The 16,264-nt window shown below is 68.7% G+C and carries 11 protein-coding genes, 1 tRNA gene and 1 pseudogene; 9 read left to right on the forward strand and 4 right to left on the reverse strand.

Annotation, left to right across the window (positions count from 1 at the left end; all coding sequences use genetic code 11):
• Positions 1-6 precede the first annotated feature (6 nt).
• From kdpA to HRV97_RS08470, 5 genes are read left to right on the forward strand one after another with little or no spacing between them, the layout of a single operon-like run.
• Positions 7-1,710 (forward strand): potassium-transporting ATPase subunit KdpA, encoded by a 1,704-nt coding sequence (kdpA, locus tag HRV97_RS08450; RefSeq protein WP_174193836.1) that lies wholly within the window; start codon positions 7-9, stop codon positions 1,708-1,710.
• A gap of 13 nt (positions 1,711-1,723) precedes the next feature.
• Positions 1,724-3,772, forward strand: coding sequence for a potassium-transporting ATPase subunit KdpB (gene kdpB, locus HRV97_RS08455; RefSeq protein WP_174193837.1), 2,049 nt, complete (start codon positions 1,724-1,726; stop codon positions 3,770-3,772).
• Between the two features lie 12 nt (positions 3,773-3,784).
• On the forward strand, positions 3,785-4,369 hold the full coding sequence (gene kdpC, locus HRV97_RS08460; RefSeq protein WP_174193838.1) for a potassium-transporting ATPase subunit KdpC: 585 nt from the start codon (positions 3,785-3,787) through the stop codon (positions 4,367-4,369).
• On the forward strand, positions 4,369-7,050 hold the full coding sequence (locus HRV97_RS08465; protein ID WP_174193839.1) for a sensor histidine kinase: 2,682 nt from the start codon (positions 4,369-4,371) through the stop codon (positions 7,048-7,050). Before kdpC ends, HRV97_RS08465 begins: the two co-directional genes overlap by 1 nt.
• Positions 7,051-7,737, forward strand: coding sequence for a response regulator transcription factor (locus HRV97_RS08470; RefSeq protein ID WP_174193840.1), 687 nt, complete (start codon positions 7,051-7,053; stop codon positions 7,735-7,737).
• A gap of 533 nt (positions 7,738-8,270) precedes the next feature.
• Here HRV97_RS08470 and HRV97_RS08475 read toward each other — a convergent pair.
• The 3 genes from HRV97_RS08475 to HRV97_RS08485 are packed head-to-tail and all read right to left on the reverse strand — an operon-like array spanning position 8,271 to position 10,884.
• Positions 8,271-8,909 (reverse strand): hypothetical protein, encoded by a 639-nt coding sequence (locus HRV97_RS08475; RefSeq protein ID WP_246248625.1) that lies wholly within the window; start codon positions 8,907-8,909, stop codon positions 8,271-8,273.
• A complete protein-coding gene (locus HRV97_RS08480) occupies positions 8,909-10,114 on the reverse strand; it encodes a M48 family metalloprotease (RefSeq protein WP_174193841.1) in 1,206 nt (401 codons plus the stop codon). Before HRV97_RS08480 ends, HRV97_RS08475 begins: the two co-directional genes overlap by 1 nt.
• Positions 10,111-10,884: a hypothetical protein gene (locus HRV97_RS08485; RefSeq protein WP_246248626.1), complete on the reverse strand. Its 774-nt coding sequence runs from the start codon at positions 10,882-10,884 to the stop codon at positions 10,111-10,113. Before HRV97_RS08485 ends, HRV97_RS08480 begins: the two co-directional genes overlap by 4 nt.
• A gap of 212 nt (positions 10,885-11,096) precedes the next feature.
• Between HRV97_RS08485 and HRV97_RS17390 the strand changes: the two are divergent.
• A pseudogene (locus tag HRV97_RS17390) lies at positions 11,097-11,289 on the forward strand (hypothetical protein); the annotation flags it as partial.
• A gap of 432 nt (positions 11,290-11,721) precedes the next feature.
• Here HRV97_RS17390 and HRV97_RS08490 read toward each other — a convergent pair.
• Positions 11,722-11,795 (reverse strand) — tRNA-Gln (locus tag HRV97_RS08490).
• A gap of 154 nt (positions 11,796-11,949) precedes the next feature.
• Between HRV97_RS08490 and HRV97_RS08495 the strand changes: the two genes are divergently transcribed.
• The 3 genes from HRV97_RS08495 to HRV97_RS08505 all read left to right on the forward strand — a co-directional run bounded on the left by HRV97_RS08495 (position 11,950) and on the right by HRV97_RS08505 (position 16,021).
• A complete protein-coding gene (locus HRV97_RS08495) occupies positions 11,950-13,017 on the forward strand; it encodes a Ppx/GppA phosphatase family protein (protein ID WP_174193842.1) in 1,068 nt (355 codons plus the stop codon).
• Positions 13,018-13,020: 3 nt separating this feature from the next.
• Positions 13,021-13,776: an RlmE family RNA methyltransferase gene (locus HRV97_RS08500; protein WP_246248627.1), complete on the forward strand. Its 756-nt coding sequence runs from the start codon at positions 13,021-13,023 to the stop codon at positions 13,774-13,776.
• Positions 13,777-13,924: 148 nt separating this feature from the next.
• Positions 13,925-16,021: a PAS domain-containing protein gene (locus HRV97_RS08505; protein WP_174193843.1), complete on the forward strand. Its 2,097-nt coding sequence runs from the start codon at positions 13,925-13,927 to the stop codon at positions 16,019-16,021.
• Positions 16,022-16,264: the final 243 nt, after the last annotated feature.

Here is a 16,264-nt window from a genome sequence, read left to right on the forward strand (position 1 = left end):
GGCGCCATGACCATTCAGGGATGGCTCCTGATCCTGAGCTTCACTGCCATCGTGCTGGCGCTCGCCAAGCCGGTGGGCTTGTGGCTCCACGCGCTGTACGACGGGCGACGCACGCCCTTTCACCTCGTGCTCGGCCCCCTCGAGCGGGGCTTCTACGCGCTCGCCGGCATCGACCCGAACGAGGAGCAGGGCTGGCGCCGTTACGCGGTGCACATGCTGGTGTTCAACGTGGCGCTGATGGCCTTCACCTACGCGGTGCTGCGCATCCAGGGCGTGCTGCCGGGTAATCCGCAGAGGCTGGACGGCCTGTCGCCGGATCTCGCCTTTAACACAGCCGTCAGCTTCACCACCAACACCAACTGGCAGAGCTACGGCGGCGAATCGACCATGTCGAACCTCAGCCAGATGCTCGGCCTGACGATCCACAACTTCCTGTCGGCGGCGACGGGCATCGCGCTCGCCTTTGCGCTGTTTCGCGGGTTCGCGCGGCGCGAGGCGAAGACGGTGGGCAATTTCTGGGCCGACGTGACGCGGGTCACGCTCTACCTGCTGCTACCGTTGTGCGTCGCGCTGACGATCTTCTACGTGGCGTCGGGCGTGCCGCAGACGCTGGCGGGCGTCGTCGACGTGCAAACGCTAGAGGGTGCGCGCCAGTCGATCCTGCTCGGCCCCGTGGCGAGCCAGGAAGCGATCAAGATGCTCGGCACCAATGGCGGCGGCTTTTTCAATGCCAATTCGGCGCACCCGTTCGAGAACCCTAATGCGTTGACCAATTTCGTGCAGATGCTGTCGATCTTCGCGATCGGCGTCGGGCTGACGTGGTGTTTCGGCAAGGCTGTTGGCAACACGCGGCAGGGCTGGGCGATCCTGTCGGCGATGACGGTCCTGTTCCTGGCCGGTGTGACCGTGAGCTATTGGCAGGAGGCAGCGGGCAACCCGGTGCTCCACGGCCTGGGCGTTGCCGGCGGCAACATGGAGGGCAAGGAGGTGCGCTTCGGTATTGCCGCCTCCGCCTTGTTCTCGGTCGTTACCACCGCCGCCTCGTGCGGCGCGGTTAACGCGATGCACGACAGCTTCACCGCGCTTGGCGGCCTCGTTCCGTTGTTCAACATGCAGCTGGGCGAGGTGGTGATCGGCGGCGTCGGCGCAGGCATCTACGGCTTTCTGCTGTTCGCGATCCTGGCGGTGTTCGTCGCCGGGCTGATGGTCGGGCGCACGCCCGAATATGTCGGCAAGAAGATCGAGAGCCGCGAGGTGAAGCTGGCGGTGCTCGCCATCGCAGTGCTGCCGCTGATGATCCTGGGGCTCGCCGCGCTATCGTCGGTGCTGCAACAAGGGCTGGCGGGGCCGCTCAACAAGGGGCCGCACGGGTTCAGCGAGATCCTGTACGCCTTCACGTCCGCGGTCGCGAACAACGGATCGGCCTTTGCCGGGCTGACCGCCAACACGCCATATTATAACGGACTGCTGGGTGTCGCGATGTGGGTCGGGCGCTTCTTCGTCATCGTGCCGATGCTGGCGATCGCGGGCAGTCTGGCAGCCAAGAAATACACGCCGGAGAGCGCGGGCTCGTTCCCGACCACGGGCGGGCTGTGGGTGGGGCTGCTGGTCGGCATCATCCTGATCCTGGGCGGTCTCACCTTCCTGCCGAGCCTCGCGCTCGGTCCTATCGCCGATCATCTGTCGATGATCCGCGGCCAGCTATCCTGATCGGGGGGCTATCGTGCCAAATACCCAATCCCAAAAACCGCCGACCAAGAGCCTGTTCACCGCCGACCTGGTGTTGCCGGCGATCCGGGCGTCGTTCGTGAAACTCAATCCGCGCGAGCTGGTGCGCAATCCGGTGATGTTCGTCACCGCCTGCGTCGCGCTGCTGCTGACGGTGCTGATCAACGTCGGCGGCGACGGGCTGTCGCTCGGCTTCAAGCTGCAACTGGTGGTGTGGTTGTGGCTGACGGTGCTGTTCGGCACCTTTGCCGAAGCACTGGCGGAAGGACGCGGCAAGGCGCAGGCGGCGTCGTTGCGCGCCGCCAAGGCAGAACTCACCGCCAAGCGGTTGAAGGGAGACGGCCGGCAATGGGACGACGTGCCCGCCAGCCAGCTCAAGATCGGCGATGTCGTGCTGGTCGAGACCAACGACCTGATCCCGTCGGACGGCGAGGTCGTGTCGGGTGTCGCGAGCGTCAACGAGGCCGCGATCACCGGCGAGAGCGCACCGGTGATCCGCGAGGCGGGCGGCGACCGATCCGCGGTGACCGCGGGCACGCGCGTCATCTCCGACGAGATCCGCGTGCGCGTGACCGTGGAGCCCGGCAAAGGCTTCCTCGACCGCATGATCGCGCTGGTCGAGGGCGCGGAGCGGCAGAAGACGCCCAACGAGATCGCACTGACGCTGCTGCTGGTGGGCCTCACCATCATCTTCCTGATCGCAGTGGCGACCGTGCCCGCGTTCGCGATCTATGCCGGCGGCAGCATCCCGGTCGCGATTCTGGCGGCGCTGCTCATCACGCTGATCCCGACGACGATCGCCGCGCTGCTGTCTGCGATCGGCATCGCCGGCATGGACCGGCTGGTGCGGTTCAACGTGCTGGCGAAATCGGGCCGCGCGGTCGAGGCGGCGGGCGACATCGACGTGCTGCTGCTCGACAAGACCGGTACGATCACGATCGGCGACCGCCAGGCGAGCGAGTTCCGCGCCGTCGGCGGTGCGAGCGAGGCCGAACTGGCCGAAGCGGCGCTGCTCGCCAGCCTCGCCGACGAGACGCCCGAAGGTCGCTCGGTGGTGGTGCTGGCGCGCGAGCGGTTCGACCTGCAACGCCCGATGCCCGCGGACGCGGAGGTGATCCCCTTCACCGCGCAGACGCGCGTGTCCGGTGTCCGCTTCGGGACCACGCTGATCCAGAAGGGCGCGGTCGACTCGATCCTGCGCGCCAACGAGGGATCGGGCGCGACCGCCGCGGCGACCGAGCTGCGGCGCATTACCGATGAGATCGCGCGCGCCGGCGGCACCCCGCTGGCGGTGGCGAAGGACGGCCGACTGCTCGGCGCGATCTTTTTGAAGGACGTGGTGAAGGCCGGCATCCGCGAACGCTTCGGCGAGCTGCGTGCCATGGGCATCCGCACGGTGATGATCACCGGCGACAACCCGCTGACCGCCGCCGCGATCGCGGCCGAGGCGGGTGTCGACGACTTCCTCGCGCAGGCGACGCCCGAGGACAAGCTCGCGCTGATCCGCCGCGAGCAGCAAGGTGGCAAGCTGGTGGCGATGTGCGGCGACGGCACCAACGACGCGCCCGCGCTGGCACAGGCCGACGTCGGCGTGGCGATGAACACCGGCACCCAGGCGGCGCGAGAGGCGGGCAACATGGTCGACCTCGACAGCGACCCGACCAAGCTGATCGAGGTGGTGGGGCTGGGCAAGCAATTGCTGATGACGCGAGGGAGCCTGACCACCTTCTCGGTCGCGAACGACGTCGCCAAATATTTCGCGATCATTCCGGCGATGTTCGTGGCGCTCTATCCCGGATTGGGCGTGTTGAACGTCATGGGGCTGGCGACGCCGCAATCGGCGATCCTGAGCGCGATCATCTTCAACGCGGTCATCATCCCGCTGCTGGTGCCGCTGGCGCTCAAGGGCGTCGCGTATCGGCCAATGGCGGCGGGGCCGCTGCTCGCGCGCAACCTTGCCGTGTACGGATTGGGTGGGCTCGTCGCGCCGTTCGTCGGCATCAAGATCATCGACCTGTTGGTCGGCGGGCTCGGGCTCGCGTAAGGAGTGATGGATATGGGACACGATTTTTCCTCGGCGCTGCGCCCCGCTATCGTGATGACGATCCTGTTCGCAGCACTTCTCGGGCTCGCCTATCCGCTAGCGATGACGGGGGTCGCGCAGGCGGTGATGCCGGTGCAGGCGAACGGCAGCCTAGTGCGCGATGCTGACGGGCGCGTGATCGGCTCGGCGGTGGTCGGGCAGGCGTTCGTGAGTGAGCGCTATTTCCAGACGCGGCCGTCGGCTGCGGGCACGAGTTATGATGGGCTCGCCTCGTCGGGCTCGAACCTGGGGCCGGCGTCGCAGGTGCTGGTTGAGCGCGTGAAGGGCGACGTCGCAAAGCAGCGTGCAGCGGGCGTCGCCGGCGCGCTGCCTGCCGATCTGGTCACCGCCAGCGGCTCCGGGCTCGACCCCGATCTGTCACCGGCCGCCGCACAGGCGCAGGCGGCGCGCGTGGCACGGGTGCGTGGGCTGCCGATCGCGCGAGTCCGCGCGCTGGTCGCTGACCTGACGGTCCGCCCGCTGCTCGCCGACCAGCGCGTCAACGTGCTCGCGCTCAACCGCGCGCTCGACGCGCTGGCGGGGCCCGCCGGGCGCTGATGGCGGCAGCGGGCGACGCCAGACCCGATCCCGACGCCCTGCTGCGCGCCGCCGCGCAGGAGGGGCGAGGACGGTTAAAGATCTTCCTCGGCGCGGCACCCGGCGTCGGCAAGACGTTCGAGATGCTGACCGAAGGAGCCGCGCGCGCGCGCGACGGCGTCGATGTGGTGGTCGGCGTGGTGGAAACGCACGGCCGCGTCGAGACCGAGGCGCTGACGCGCGCGCATGAGATCGTACCGCGGCGCGACGTCGCGTACGAAGGGCGCGTGCTGCGCGAGATGGATCTCGACGCCATCCTCGCGCGGGCGCCGCGGCTGGTGCTGGTCGACGAACTCGCCCACAGCAACGCGCCGGGCAGCCGCCATGCCAAGCGTTACCACGACGTCGAGGAGCTGCTGGCGGCCGGGATCGACGTTTATTCGACGGTCAACATCCAGCACGTCGAAAGTTTGAACGACGTGGTGGCGAGCTTCACCCGCGTCCGCGTCCGCGAGACGGTGCCCGACCGCATCCTGGAGGCGGCCGAGATCGAGGTGGTCGACATCCCGCCCGACGAGCTGATCGAGCGGTTGCGCGCGGGCAAGGTCTATCTGCCGCAGGAAGCGACGCGCGCGCTCGACCATTTCTTTTCCAAATCCAACCTGTCGGCGCTACGCGAATTGGCGCTGCGCCACGCCGCGCAGGCGGTCGACGCGCGGATGCTCGACGACGTGCGCGCACTGGGGCTGGGCGGCACTTGGGCGGGGAGCGACCGGATCGTGGTCGCGATCAACGAGCTGCCGGGCGCCGACGCGCTGGTGCGCGCCGCCAAGCGCGTCGCCGATGCGCAGAAGGGGCCGTGGACCGCCTTGTTCATCGAAACGCCGCGCGCGGCGCACTTCACCGCTGCGCAACACGCGCGCGTCGCCGCCGCGATGACGCTGGCGACGCAATTGGGCGGGATGGTGGCGACGCTGCCGGCAGCAAGCGTAGTCGAAGGGATCCAGCGCTTCGTGGCCGATGCGCGCGCGACGCAATTGGTGATCGGCAAGTCGCGGCGGTCGCGTTGGTTCGAGCTGCGCCACGGCTCGGTGGTCGACCGGCTGATCCGCGCCACACCCGGCATCGCGATCCACGTCATGCCGGTGGAGACCGGAAGCGACCCGGATCGCGGAACGGCGCGCGCAGCGACGCGCTGGGGCTCGCCCGTGGGCTATGCGGCGACGACCGCACTGGTGGCCGCGATCACCGCGATCGGCGTCGCGCTCGATGAGGGTCTCGACCTCGGCAATCTCGCATTGCTGTACCTGTTGCCGGTGATGGTCGGGGCGAGCCTGTTCGGTTTGCGCACCGGGCTGTTCGCCGGAATCGCGTCCAGTCTCGCCTACAACTTCTTCTTCCTGCCCCCGGTCGGTACGTTGAGCATCAGCAATCCCGAGAATGCAGTGTCGGTCGTCATGCTGCTGGGCATCGCGGTGGCGACCAGCCAGTTGACCGCGCGTGTCCGTGCGCAGGCCGACCTGGCCACGGCGAGCGCGCGCACTAACGCCGCACTCGCCGGTTTTCTGCGCCGGATCGCCGGCGTCAACGATCCCGACGTTGCCGCGCAGATGATCTGCGACGATGTTCGCCGCCTACTGGGCGTGCACGTGCTGCTGCTCGGGCCGGGGGAGGGCATCAACCTGTCGCTGCTCGCTGCCAGCGACGCGGGCTACCGGCTCGACACGATGGACAATGCCGCCGCGCGCTGGTCGTTCGATACAGGCGTGGCGACTGGGCGCGGATCGGGTACGCTCGCCGCGTCGGAATGGCTGTTCCAGCCGCTGCGCGCCGGCGACCGCGCGCTGGGCGTGCTGGGCATCGCCGACGAGGGCGGCGGCGAGCCGGTGCGCGCCGACCAACTGCCGCTGCTCAGCAGTTTGATCGACCAATCGGCGCTGGTGCTGGAACGATTGCGGCTGGAAAGCGAGATGCGCGACGTGGGCGCGGTGCGCACGCGCGACCGGTTGCGCGCGGCGCTGTTGTCGTCGGTCAGCCACGACCTGCGCACCCCGCTCACCGCCGTGATCGGCGCGGCCGACGCGCTGGACCACGGCACCACGCCCGAGCTGATCGCGACGATCAAGTCGGAAGCCGCGCGGCTCAACCGCTTCGTCGCCAATTTGCTCGATATGGCGCGGGTCGAGGCAGGCGTGATCAGGCTGGCGGTGGAGGCGATCGACCTGAGTGACGCGGTGACGGGGGCGGCGCACGACGCGCGGCGCGCGCTGGAAGGGCACCCGCTGCGGCTCGACGTGCCGCCCGACCTGCCGCTGGTGCGCGCCGACGCGCAATTGCTGCATCACTGCCTGCTCAACCTGCTCGACAATGCCGGGCGCTACGGCGATCCGGGCAGCGAGATCGTGATCGAAGGGCGCAACCGCTTCGGCGAGGTGCGGTTGTCGGTACTCGATCACGGACCCGGCTTGCCGCCCGGCCGCGAGGCCGCGGTGTTCGAGACGTTCACGCGGCTGGAAGGATCGGATCGCGCGGTTGGCGGAACCGGGCTGGGCCTCGCCATCGTCAAGGCCTTCGCCGAGGCGATGGGGCTCACCGTCGAGAGCGGCAACCGTGCGGCCGACACGGGCGGCGGCGCGGTGTTCACGTTGGTCTTCCCCGCCGCGCTGATCGTGCGCGCTTCCTTGCCCGAGAGCATTGCCTGAATGTCCGCCAAGATCCTGGCCGTCGACGACGACGCCGCCATCCGCCGGTTATTGCGCAACACGCTGATCCGCGCAGGCTATGACGTGGTCGAGGCGGCGGACGCGCGGAGTGCGTTGCGCCAGGCGGCGGCGGAGCATCCCGACGCGGTGCTGCTCGACCTCGGCCTGCCCGATCGCGACGGATTGTCGGTGGTGCCGCTGCTCCACGCGCAGGGTAATGCCGTGATCCTGGTGGTGTCCGCGCGCGAGGCGGTGGAGGAGAAGGTCGCCGCGCTCGACCTCGGCGCCGACGATTACGTCACCAAGCCGTTCGACACCGACGAACTGCTCGCCCGCCTGCGCGTGGCGCTGCGTCATCGCGGCGCGCAGGCGGCGGCCGGCCAGCCCGTCCGCCACGGCGAGCTGTTGATCGACATTGACCGCCGGGTGGTGCGGCGCGGAAACGAGGAGGTGCATCTGACGCGCAAGGAGCACGACGTGCTGGCGGTGCTGACGCGTCACGTCGGGCGGATCGTCACGCACGAGCGGCTGCTCGCCACGTGCTGGGGCGGGGAGGAGGAGCCGCGGGTCGAGTATCTGCGCATCGTCATCCGCAACCTGCGCCAGAAGCTGGAGGCACCCGCGCCGGTCGGCAGCGTGATCGCGAACGAACTGGGTGTCGGCTACCGACTGCGCGCGCCGGCATAACGTGGCGTTCGCGTGCCGATCGTGCGCGCATCGGTTACGTCACCAATGACTCGACCGTGTTCAACAACGCCTACCGGCGGCAATCGGTGTCGGGTTCGGAAATGCGACGCCGCAGATCTCGGGCGAGGCGAGCCTGCTGCTCGATCTGAGCACGACCTTTCCTGGGCGGGCGCAAGGAGAAGTATGTCGGCACGCTCGGCAACTACAATCTGACCGCAGGGTCGGGCACGCCGCGCTGGCGCGCCAACGTGACGCAGACGGAGGCGGTGCAGGACGCCTATAACCTGAGCGGAACGGTAAACTACGTCGCAGGCTGTAACCTGTCAGGGAAGGACCGGGGCGGCGTGCGCGAACATCCGCGCCACGTCGCGCCACGTTAGACCAAGCGCGCGGTTTGGTGCCAACGAGTCGGTACACGACGTCGGTTGCAGACCGGCAGCCCACGTCTTGGTCGTGCAGGTGACAGCGCCACTGAGCGGGCACTGCACCTCCTGGCGGTGCGGCTAGGGAGGAGCCCACTCCGTCGTCGGCGCTCAGCCCTGCCTGCTGACCATCACGATCGCGCCGGTGGGCTGGCCAGCGTCGCCGCGTCGGCCAGCGCGCGGAAGTCCGCGAGCGAGCGTTCGTAATAATAAACGCGGCGCGCTGAACGTCGCCATGTAGAGCGAGCCGTTGACCAACGTCGCACGACCCTCGCCCAGACGGCCGAGCCCGTCCTGGTCGACGTAGTCGAAGGTGAAGCGGATGCCGTCCTGGCCCAGGAAGCGGTCGGGCTTGGCACCGGTGACCGTGAAGGTCGCGATCTCCTTGCTCGCGCGGTAGGTGCCCTCCAGCAGCTCCGGCACTTCGACCAGCAGCGTCTCACGCGTGAACTTGGGCAGCGGTTTGCGCTTGCTCACTTCGCGGATCAGCGGCTTGCCCGGTTCGATCCCGGCGAAGAAGGTCACGTCGTTCAGATTTTCGCCGTCGAGCGTCCACAATTCGGTGTTCTTGCCCGGCGCGAAGGCGAGCCGGTTCCAGTCGCGCGACGGCGTGACGGTAAGCGTCGAGTTCGAGATCGTCGCCGGCTTGCCCTTCTCGCGCAGCGCGTTGCCCGCGATGCCGGGAGACGCCGACAACACTGCGGCGGCGAGCGTCGCCGCGAGCATGCAGGCGCGGAGCCGCTTGGCCATCAATTCTCTCCCTTGAACAATGTGTCGATCATCGCCGCGTCCGGCGCGTCGGGCTTGAGCGCCAGATAGCGGCCGAGCGCCGCCTGTCCCTCGGCGCGACGTCCCGTTTTCAGCAGCGCGAGCCCGTGTCCGCGCTGCGCCTCTGCCAGTTCAGGGTCGAGCGCCACCGCATTGGCGTAGAACTCGCCCGCCGCCACCAGGTCGCGCGGATGGCCGCGCGCGCGGTACAGGTCGCCGCGCGCACGCCACAGCGGCGCGGTCCAGCCGCCCGCCGACAGCATCGCGATGACATAGTCGCTCGCACCGAAATCGTTGAGCTTGATCTGGTCGTCGAGGAACAGCGCCTGCCAGCGCGACATCGCCTGTGCGTAGCGCGCCGCGCCATCGTCGCGCGTGGCGCCGTCGGGCGAGGCGAGGTCCCCCAGATAGGCGGCACGCTCCGCGTCGGGCGGGTGCGAGGCGGTGAAGGCGATCGCGTCGAAGCGTGGTTTCTTGAGCCCGCGCGCGGTTGCCGACGCTTCCGCCTCGCCCATCGCGTTGCGCCACACCTGCGCCGCCGCCTGCGGGCGCAGCGTGCTGGCGTTCAGGTACCCCAGGCCGAGCAGGTCGGCCTCGCGCTCATTGTCGCGCTGGTAGCGGAACAGCCCGCCGTAGACCGACAATTGCAGGCTGTTGAAGCTCGATTGCGCCTGATAGCTGCCCGACATGGCGGTCAGCATGGTCGCCCAGCTGAGCATGTCGGAGCCGCTGCGCGACGCCTTGAACCGTTCAAGATTGTGTCGGCGCTCGAAATGGCCGAATTCATGCCCCAGCACCGCGGCGAGCTCGGCCTCGCTGCGCATCCGCAGCAACAGGCCGGTGAAGACGCGCATCGTTCCGTTCGGCGACATCGACGCGTTGAAGACCGGCGTGCGCAGGATGTAGAGGCGCGTCGCCTTGCACCGATCGGCCCCGACCGCGTTGCACAGCACGTTTTTGACGTAAGCGTTCAGCGCCTCGTCGCGGTCGACGAGCGGTGAGTTCGCCAGTGTGCGCTCGTCCTCGTCGGCCTCGCGCCACAGGCCGATCTCGTCGGTGCCGCGCGGCTGGTAGACCCCGGCATAGGGCGGTGGTGGCGGCGCGGCGGCGGTTCCGCCCGCGACAGCGTGGCTCGGGGTGGCGGCGAGCGCGGCGAGGCCCGCGAGTGCCGCGACGGGGAGCTTCACGGCTTCGCCGCGGCGACCGTCGTCGCGCTCGGCTCCAACCTGCTGCCGGGCAAGCCTTCCAGAAGCTGTCCGACGCGCTTGTCGGCGCCCTCGGCGGTGCGCACGTCGCCGCCCATCGCACCGTCGGCGTTCAACCACAGCACATCGCCGGTCTTCAGATCGACCAGCCCCGCATAGCCCGCGTGCTCGCCCGACTTCACCGTCACGCCGGGTCCCAGCAACGCGACCATCTGCAGCAGCTTGCGACCGGTCGATCCGTAGGCGTCCTTGTTGTAGATGAACAAGGCGTAGTCCGCGTTCCTCGCGCCGGGCAGATCAGCGACGCCCGCACCCAGCGACCAGTCGAACACGTCGGCCTTGTTGTCGCGCTTCTTGGTCGGCAGGCGGTTGCCGGGGAAGAATTGGTAGGCGATCACCGACTGCGAGATCGAGGCGAACAGCGCGGCATATTCCTCGGCGAGCCGCGCCTCCGCGCCGAAGGCTTCGGGCGCGACGACGATGCGGTTGCCGATCCGGTCCTGAATTTTGTTCAGTGCCACGTCGATGTTCTTGCGCGATTGATCGGTCCACTCGCCGTTGGGCTCGAACATGCCGCCGGTTGATTGCGCACCGACGCGCACCGTCGGGCGCAGCAGCAATATCGTCTTGCCCTTCGCGCTCGCGGGATCGAAGCCCTTTCTAACCGCGGTGCGCTCCTGCGCGAACGCCAGCGGCGGCGCGATGACCAGCGCGCCGGCCAGCACCGCCATGAACAGCTTCGCGATCGTCATTCTTCCTCCCCCGGAGCATTTTTCCGTCGATCCCCCGATCGACCGGGGCAATGTGCACGCCACGCGCGACGCCGCAACGACGATTTCTTATGAATGTCGGATGGCCTGCAGGATGAACCGGCCGGGTGGGCGATACGGCGCATGCGGGACCGCCGAAGACGTTACCGTGGCGACGAGGGATCGGCTATTTGGCGTCTGCACGGGTCGCACCTGAAGATCACCTGCCGGGGCACATGGACGTGCTCGAGATCGAGGTAATGTGAACCAACATCCCTGACCCGTACGCACCGATGGGCGCACGGCGTCGGCGGGATCGGCGTCGGCGCGGCGGTGGCGAACGCAGTGTTCAACGCCACGGGCAAGCGCATCCGCGACCTGCCGATCACGCTCGACAAGCTCATGTGAGCTTGAAGCGACGGGCCTCACCCCCCGGCCTTCCCTAGCTGGGCCGGGGCACTGAGCGATGATCCTCGCTGGGTCACGTATCCGCTACGCGCGCGATCGCGTGCGCGCTCGCCGAATACCTCCCTCCGGAAAAGGCAAAAGGCATGTTGCGAAGGAGCGTGGGCGAGGTCAGGCCGAGCGGCTCTGCTGCGGCAAATCCGCTAGCGATCTGTACCAGAGTCTCGGACGGGACAGCGAAGGCGGCCGATCGATTCGACCCAAACCGACGTGGCGAGTGCGTCATCAGACTTTGGCGGCGATCAAGCTGATTTGTAACGATGCCACCGTACTGTTGCGCGTAAGTTGCGCTACCAATAGCCCGAACTAGCTTTAGGAAATCGCCCGGCTCACTCAGCCGTTTAGAACGCCGCTGATCAGTAACGCTGAGGAAATTGGATGCCCGACAAGGACTCGAACCTTGATTGACGGAGTCAGAGTCCGCTCTCTTACCATTAGAGGATCGGGCAACGAGGCCGCGCATTTAGGCGGGGCGATGGTCTGTGTCAACGCCCTTCTGCGCGCGCCGCTTGCCGTGGGGAGCGAGCGCTGCTAGCTTGATGTTCAAGCACCGGCGGACGCACGCAAGCGCCCGTGACGGAAGAAAAAAGTGAGTAGACGGCAATGGTGGACATTCCCGCCGAATTGCCGCGCCGGCGGGAAGACCCCGCCCGTTCGGCTAGGCAAGCGCCGCATCCCCGCGGCGGTCCCAACCCACGCGGGGGCCCCAACCCACGCGGAGGCTATGCGCGGCATTACGCCGCGCTCGATCTCGGCACCAACAATTGCCGGTTGCTGATCGCGCGGCCGCAGGGCGACGGCTTCGCGGTGGTGGACGCCTTCTCGCGCATCGTGCGACTGGGTGAGGGGCTCGCTTCGTCGGGGCGCTTGTCCGATCTCGCGATCGAGCGGACGATTGCCGCCTTGAAGGTGTGCGGCGACAAGTTGCGCCGCCGCAACGTGACGCTTGCGCGCTCGGTCGCGACCGAGGCGTGCCGCCGCGCGGCGAACGGCCACGACTTCATCGCGCGCGCGTATGACGAGACGGGCATCCACCTCGACATCATCTCCGCCGAGGAGGAAGCGCGGCTGGCCGTGCTCGGCTGCCACGCGCTGCTGGAGCCGGGCACCGGCCACGCCTTGGTGTTCGATATCGGCGGCGGCTCGACCGAGCTGGTGCTGATCGACCCGACCAGCACGGTACCGACCGTCAAGGATTGGCACAGCGCGCCCTGGGGCGTCGTGTCGCTGACCGAGAGTGCGGGCGGCGGCGACGGCGCGGCCGAGCGCGCGGCGAGCTACGCGCGGATGCGCGCGCTGGTACGCGACAGTTTCGCGCCCTTCGCTGCGCGTCTGCCCGATCCGGGTGATCGCCCGCGGCTGCTCGGCACCAGCGGCACCGTGACGACGCTGGCGAGCGTGCATCTGGAGCTCGAACGCTACGACCGCGCCAAGGTCGACGGGTTGATCGCGCCGGCCGCGGCCATGCGCCGGATCAGCCAGGACCTGGCCGGCATGTCGCTCGCCGAGCGCGCGCGTTTCCCCTGCATCGGGCGCGAGCGCGCCGATCTGGTGGTGGCAGGCTGCGCGATCCTGGAAGGCATCCTCGACCTCTGGCCGGCCGAGCGGCTCGGTATCGCCGATCGCGGCATCCGTGAGGGCATATTGCGTCGATTGATGGAAGCACGCTGAACCATGTCTAGAGGAGGCTCCGGCGGTCGCACCCGCGTCCGCACCGCGCGCGGACGCAGCGCGCAATCGACGCGCTGGCTAGAGCGCCAGTTGAACGACCCCTATGTCCGCAAGGCGAGGGCGGAGGGTTATCGCAGCCGCGCGGCGTACAAGCTGCTCGAACTCGACGAGCGGTTCGGCTTCCTGCGCGGGCAGAAGCGCATCCTCGACCTCGGCATCGCGCCGGGCGGGTGGAGCCAGGTGGTGAAGCGCCGCACGCCCGGTGCCACCGTGGTCGGCATCGATCTGCTGCCGGTCGATCCGATCGAGGGCGTCACCATCCTGCAGATGGACTTCATGGACGATGCCGCGCCCGACCGGTTGACCGAGGCGCTGAGCGGCGCCGCCGATCTCGTCCTGTCCGACATGGCGGCGAATACGGTCGGGCACCAGCAGACCGACCATTTGCGCACGATGGCGCTGGTCGAGGCCGGGCTCGCCTTCGCGATCGACGTGCTGCGCCCGGGCGGCGCGTTCGTCGCCAAGGTGTTCGCGGGCGGCGCCGACGCCGAACTGGTGGCGGAGATGAAGCGCAACTTCACGACCGTGAAGCACGCCAAGCCGCCCGCCAGCCGCAAGGACTCGTCCGAATGGTACGTGATCGCGCAAGGGTTCAAGGGCGCGGGCAGCAAAGCCGTCGACCTCGACCGCGACGCACGAGCTTCGGCGGATGACACGTCGGCGGATGGCATGTCGGAGGTGGGTGACGGCGAGGTGTAACCGGATCGGATGCGTCCACCGGCGGCCTCGCTCGTTGATACGCGTTTGCGGTCGGCCGATGTCGCCGCAGACACGTGACGGCGAGATACGTCGGTTTGCGTGATGGTCGCGCAACATGAGGCGGATGGCGAGAAGGGGGCAGGATCACGTGACGCAGCACGCCCAACAAGGCGCAAGGATCACCGACAGCGATCCCGGGTTCGATCCGGCCCTCCCCGCGGCGGAGGCAAGCGCGGCGGCGCGTCTGGGGATCAGCCCGGCGCGATTCACCACCGCGAGCGACAAGGCAGGGCTCGAGGCGCTGTGCCGCTTCGCCGAGGAAGCCTATCTCGACAATCCTCTTCCGGCGATCTTCAAGGAACGCATGTTCGTGCGCCTGTCGCAGGCGGCGAACACGCGCTACTGCCTGGTGCGCCACGTCGGCCGGTTGATCGGCAACGGCTATCCCGCGGGTGATCGCACCGCCGTCCCGCAGGGCGAAGACGAGGTCGCCGCGCTGCTGCGCCGTCCGCCCGTGCCGCCGGCCGAGGTCGCCGACCTCGCCGCGCGCATCGCCGCGCGCGGTGCGCTGCCCGATCTGCCGCCGGCGGGATCGTCGGCCGAGGGCGAGGTGTTGGACGCGCTCGCCAGCGTGCTGACGCGCCCCGACCATGCGGTGCAAATAGCGGACGCGCTGACGATTGCGGTCGGCGCGGAACGCTACGCGCAAATGGTGGCGCTGGTGTCGTACATCCGCGCCGAGCATTTCTGGGCGCAGGCGCATCCCGAACTCTCGTGCGCGCCCGACCTCGCCTTCATCGAGCAACATTATCCGGTGCTGAGCGAAGCGCTGGCCGATCCGCTCTCGCACGGGGCCGACGGCAACGTGCTGGCCGGTCCCGGCAGCAACGTGGCCCGCGCGCGCGGCGGCGGCGAGTTGCAGCGCGTGCTCGATTACGACGCCTTCGGCATTCTCGTCCTCGCGCGCGACGGCACGCTGGTCGACGCCAACGACCGCCTGTTCGCCAAGACCGGGCGCACCCGCGCGCAACTGGAGGCGGGTACACTCGACTGGGTCGGGCTGGTCGCGCCCGATCACGCGGCGGAAGCGCGGCAGCAATTGACGATCTTCGCCGCGACCGGCCGCACGGGTCCGTTCGAGACGCAATTGCTGCACAGCGACGGCTCGCGCAAATGGGTGCTGATGGCCGGGCGCGAATTGGGCGACGGCACGTTGGTGGCCTTCGCAATCGACATCGATGCGGGCAAGCGCGCGCAGGCGGCGTTGGGCGAGGTCGAGGCGCGCCAGCGCGCCCTGATCGAAGGCATCCCGCAACTCGTCTGGCGCGCGGTCGACGGCGGCGAGTGGACGTGGTCCAGCCCGCAATGGACCGCGTTCACCGGTTTGTCGGCGCAGGCGAGCCTGGGCTTCGGCTGGGAAACGGCGGTGCATCCCAGCGACCGCAGTGCCGCGCGCGCCTTCTGGCGCTCGGCCGAACGCACCGGGCGGCTGGAAATGGAAGGGCGCATCCTTCACGCCGCGACCGGCGAATATCGCTGGTTCGCGACGCGCGCGACACCGGTGCGCGACGAGGCGGGCGGCATCGTCGAATGGCTCGGCACGTCGACCGACGTTCACGAACTGCGCACGATGCAGGAACGCTACGTCCGCCTCGCCGCCGAGTTGCAGCACCGCGCGCGCAACATCCTCTCGCTGATCCGCTCGGTGTTCGTCCGCACCGCAGAGGCGACTGCCGACCGGTCGGACATGATCGACCATTTCCGCGGTCGCCTGGACGCGCTCGCGCGCGCACAGGTGATCGTCACGCGCCACCCCGATGGATCGGCCGATCTGGAAACGCTGATACGCGACGAGTTGATCACCGTCGGCGTCAGCGACGGTGCGCAGGTCAGCGTCGCCGGACCCGAAGTCGCGCTGCCGCTGGCGCTGGCTGAATCACTGGGGCTGGCGGTGCACGAACTCACCACCAATGCGCTCAAATTCGGCGCATGGCGCACCACCACCGGCCAGGTCGACATCCGCTGGCACGTCGAGGTCGACCAGCACGGCGCGCCCGTGCTCGATTTTACCTGGACCGAGCGCGGCGTGCCCGTCGTTTCCACCAGCCCGAGCCAGGACGGCTTCGGACGCGAGTTGATCGAGGACGCCTTGCCCGATCGCCACGGCGCGACGACCAGCCTGACGTTCCAGGGCGGCGGCGTGCGCTGCGCGATCCGCCTGCCGCTGGTGTCGAACGATGGCTGACCAGGGCAGGTCGGCGGCTGTGTCGACCATGATCGGCGCCGGCTTCCTCGTGGAAGTCGGGCAGCACCCGATGCGGCACGGGGGCCGTCCCGGACGCGCGCGCCTGCCGCGCTGGTCGCGCGAGTCGCGATTGCCAACGCGCTTGCGTGCGCGCCGACCGGTTGACCGAACCCGAATAAGGCCTCTATTCGTAGTCGCTTATGACGCTTCGTCGCTGATCGAGCGCGATCGGGCGATGTCGTG

It is taken from the genome of Sphingomonas hominis (assembly GCF_013328205.1).
GTDB classification, from domain to species: domain Bacteria; phylum Pseudomonadota; class Alphaproteobacteria; order Sphingomonadales; family Sphingomonadaceae; genus Sphingomonas; species Sphingomonas hominis.

Excerpts from the sequence above, each read along its gene's own strand:
- kdpA (WP_174193836.1), top strand. The coding sequence starts at position 7 with ATGACCATTCAGGGATGGCTCCTGATCCTGAGCTTCACTGCCATCGTG.
- kdpC (WP_174193838.1), top strand. The coding sequence starts at position 3,785 with ATGGGACACGATTTTTCCTCGGCGCTGCGCCCCGCTATCGTGATGACG.
- HRV97_RS08465 (WP_174193839.1), top strand. The coding sequence starts at position 4,369 with ATGGCGGCAGCGGGCGACGCCAGACCCGATCCCGACGCCCTGCTGCGC.
- HRV97_RS08470 (WP_174193840.1), top strand. The coding sequence starts at position 7,051 with ATGTCCGCCAAGATCCTGGCCGTCGACGACGACGCCGCCATCCGCCGG.
- HRV97_RS08475 (WP_246248625.1), bottom strand. The coding sequence starts at position 8,909 with ATGGCCAAGCGGCTCCGCGCCTGCATGCTCGCGGCGACGCTCGCCGCC.
- HRV97_RS08485 (WP_246248626.1), bottom strand. The coding sequence starts at position 10,884 with ATGACGATCGCGAAGCTGTTCATGGCGGTGCTGGCCGGCGCGCTGGTC.
- HRV97_RS08495 (WP_174193842.1), top strand. The coding sequence starts at position 11,950 with ATGGTGGACATTCCCGCCGAATTGCCGCGCCGGCGGGAAGACCCCGCC.
- HRV97_RS08500 (WP_246248627.1), top strand. The coding sequence starts at position 13,021 with ATGTCTAGAGGAGGCTCCGGCGGTCGCACCCGCGTCCGCACCGCGCGC.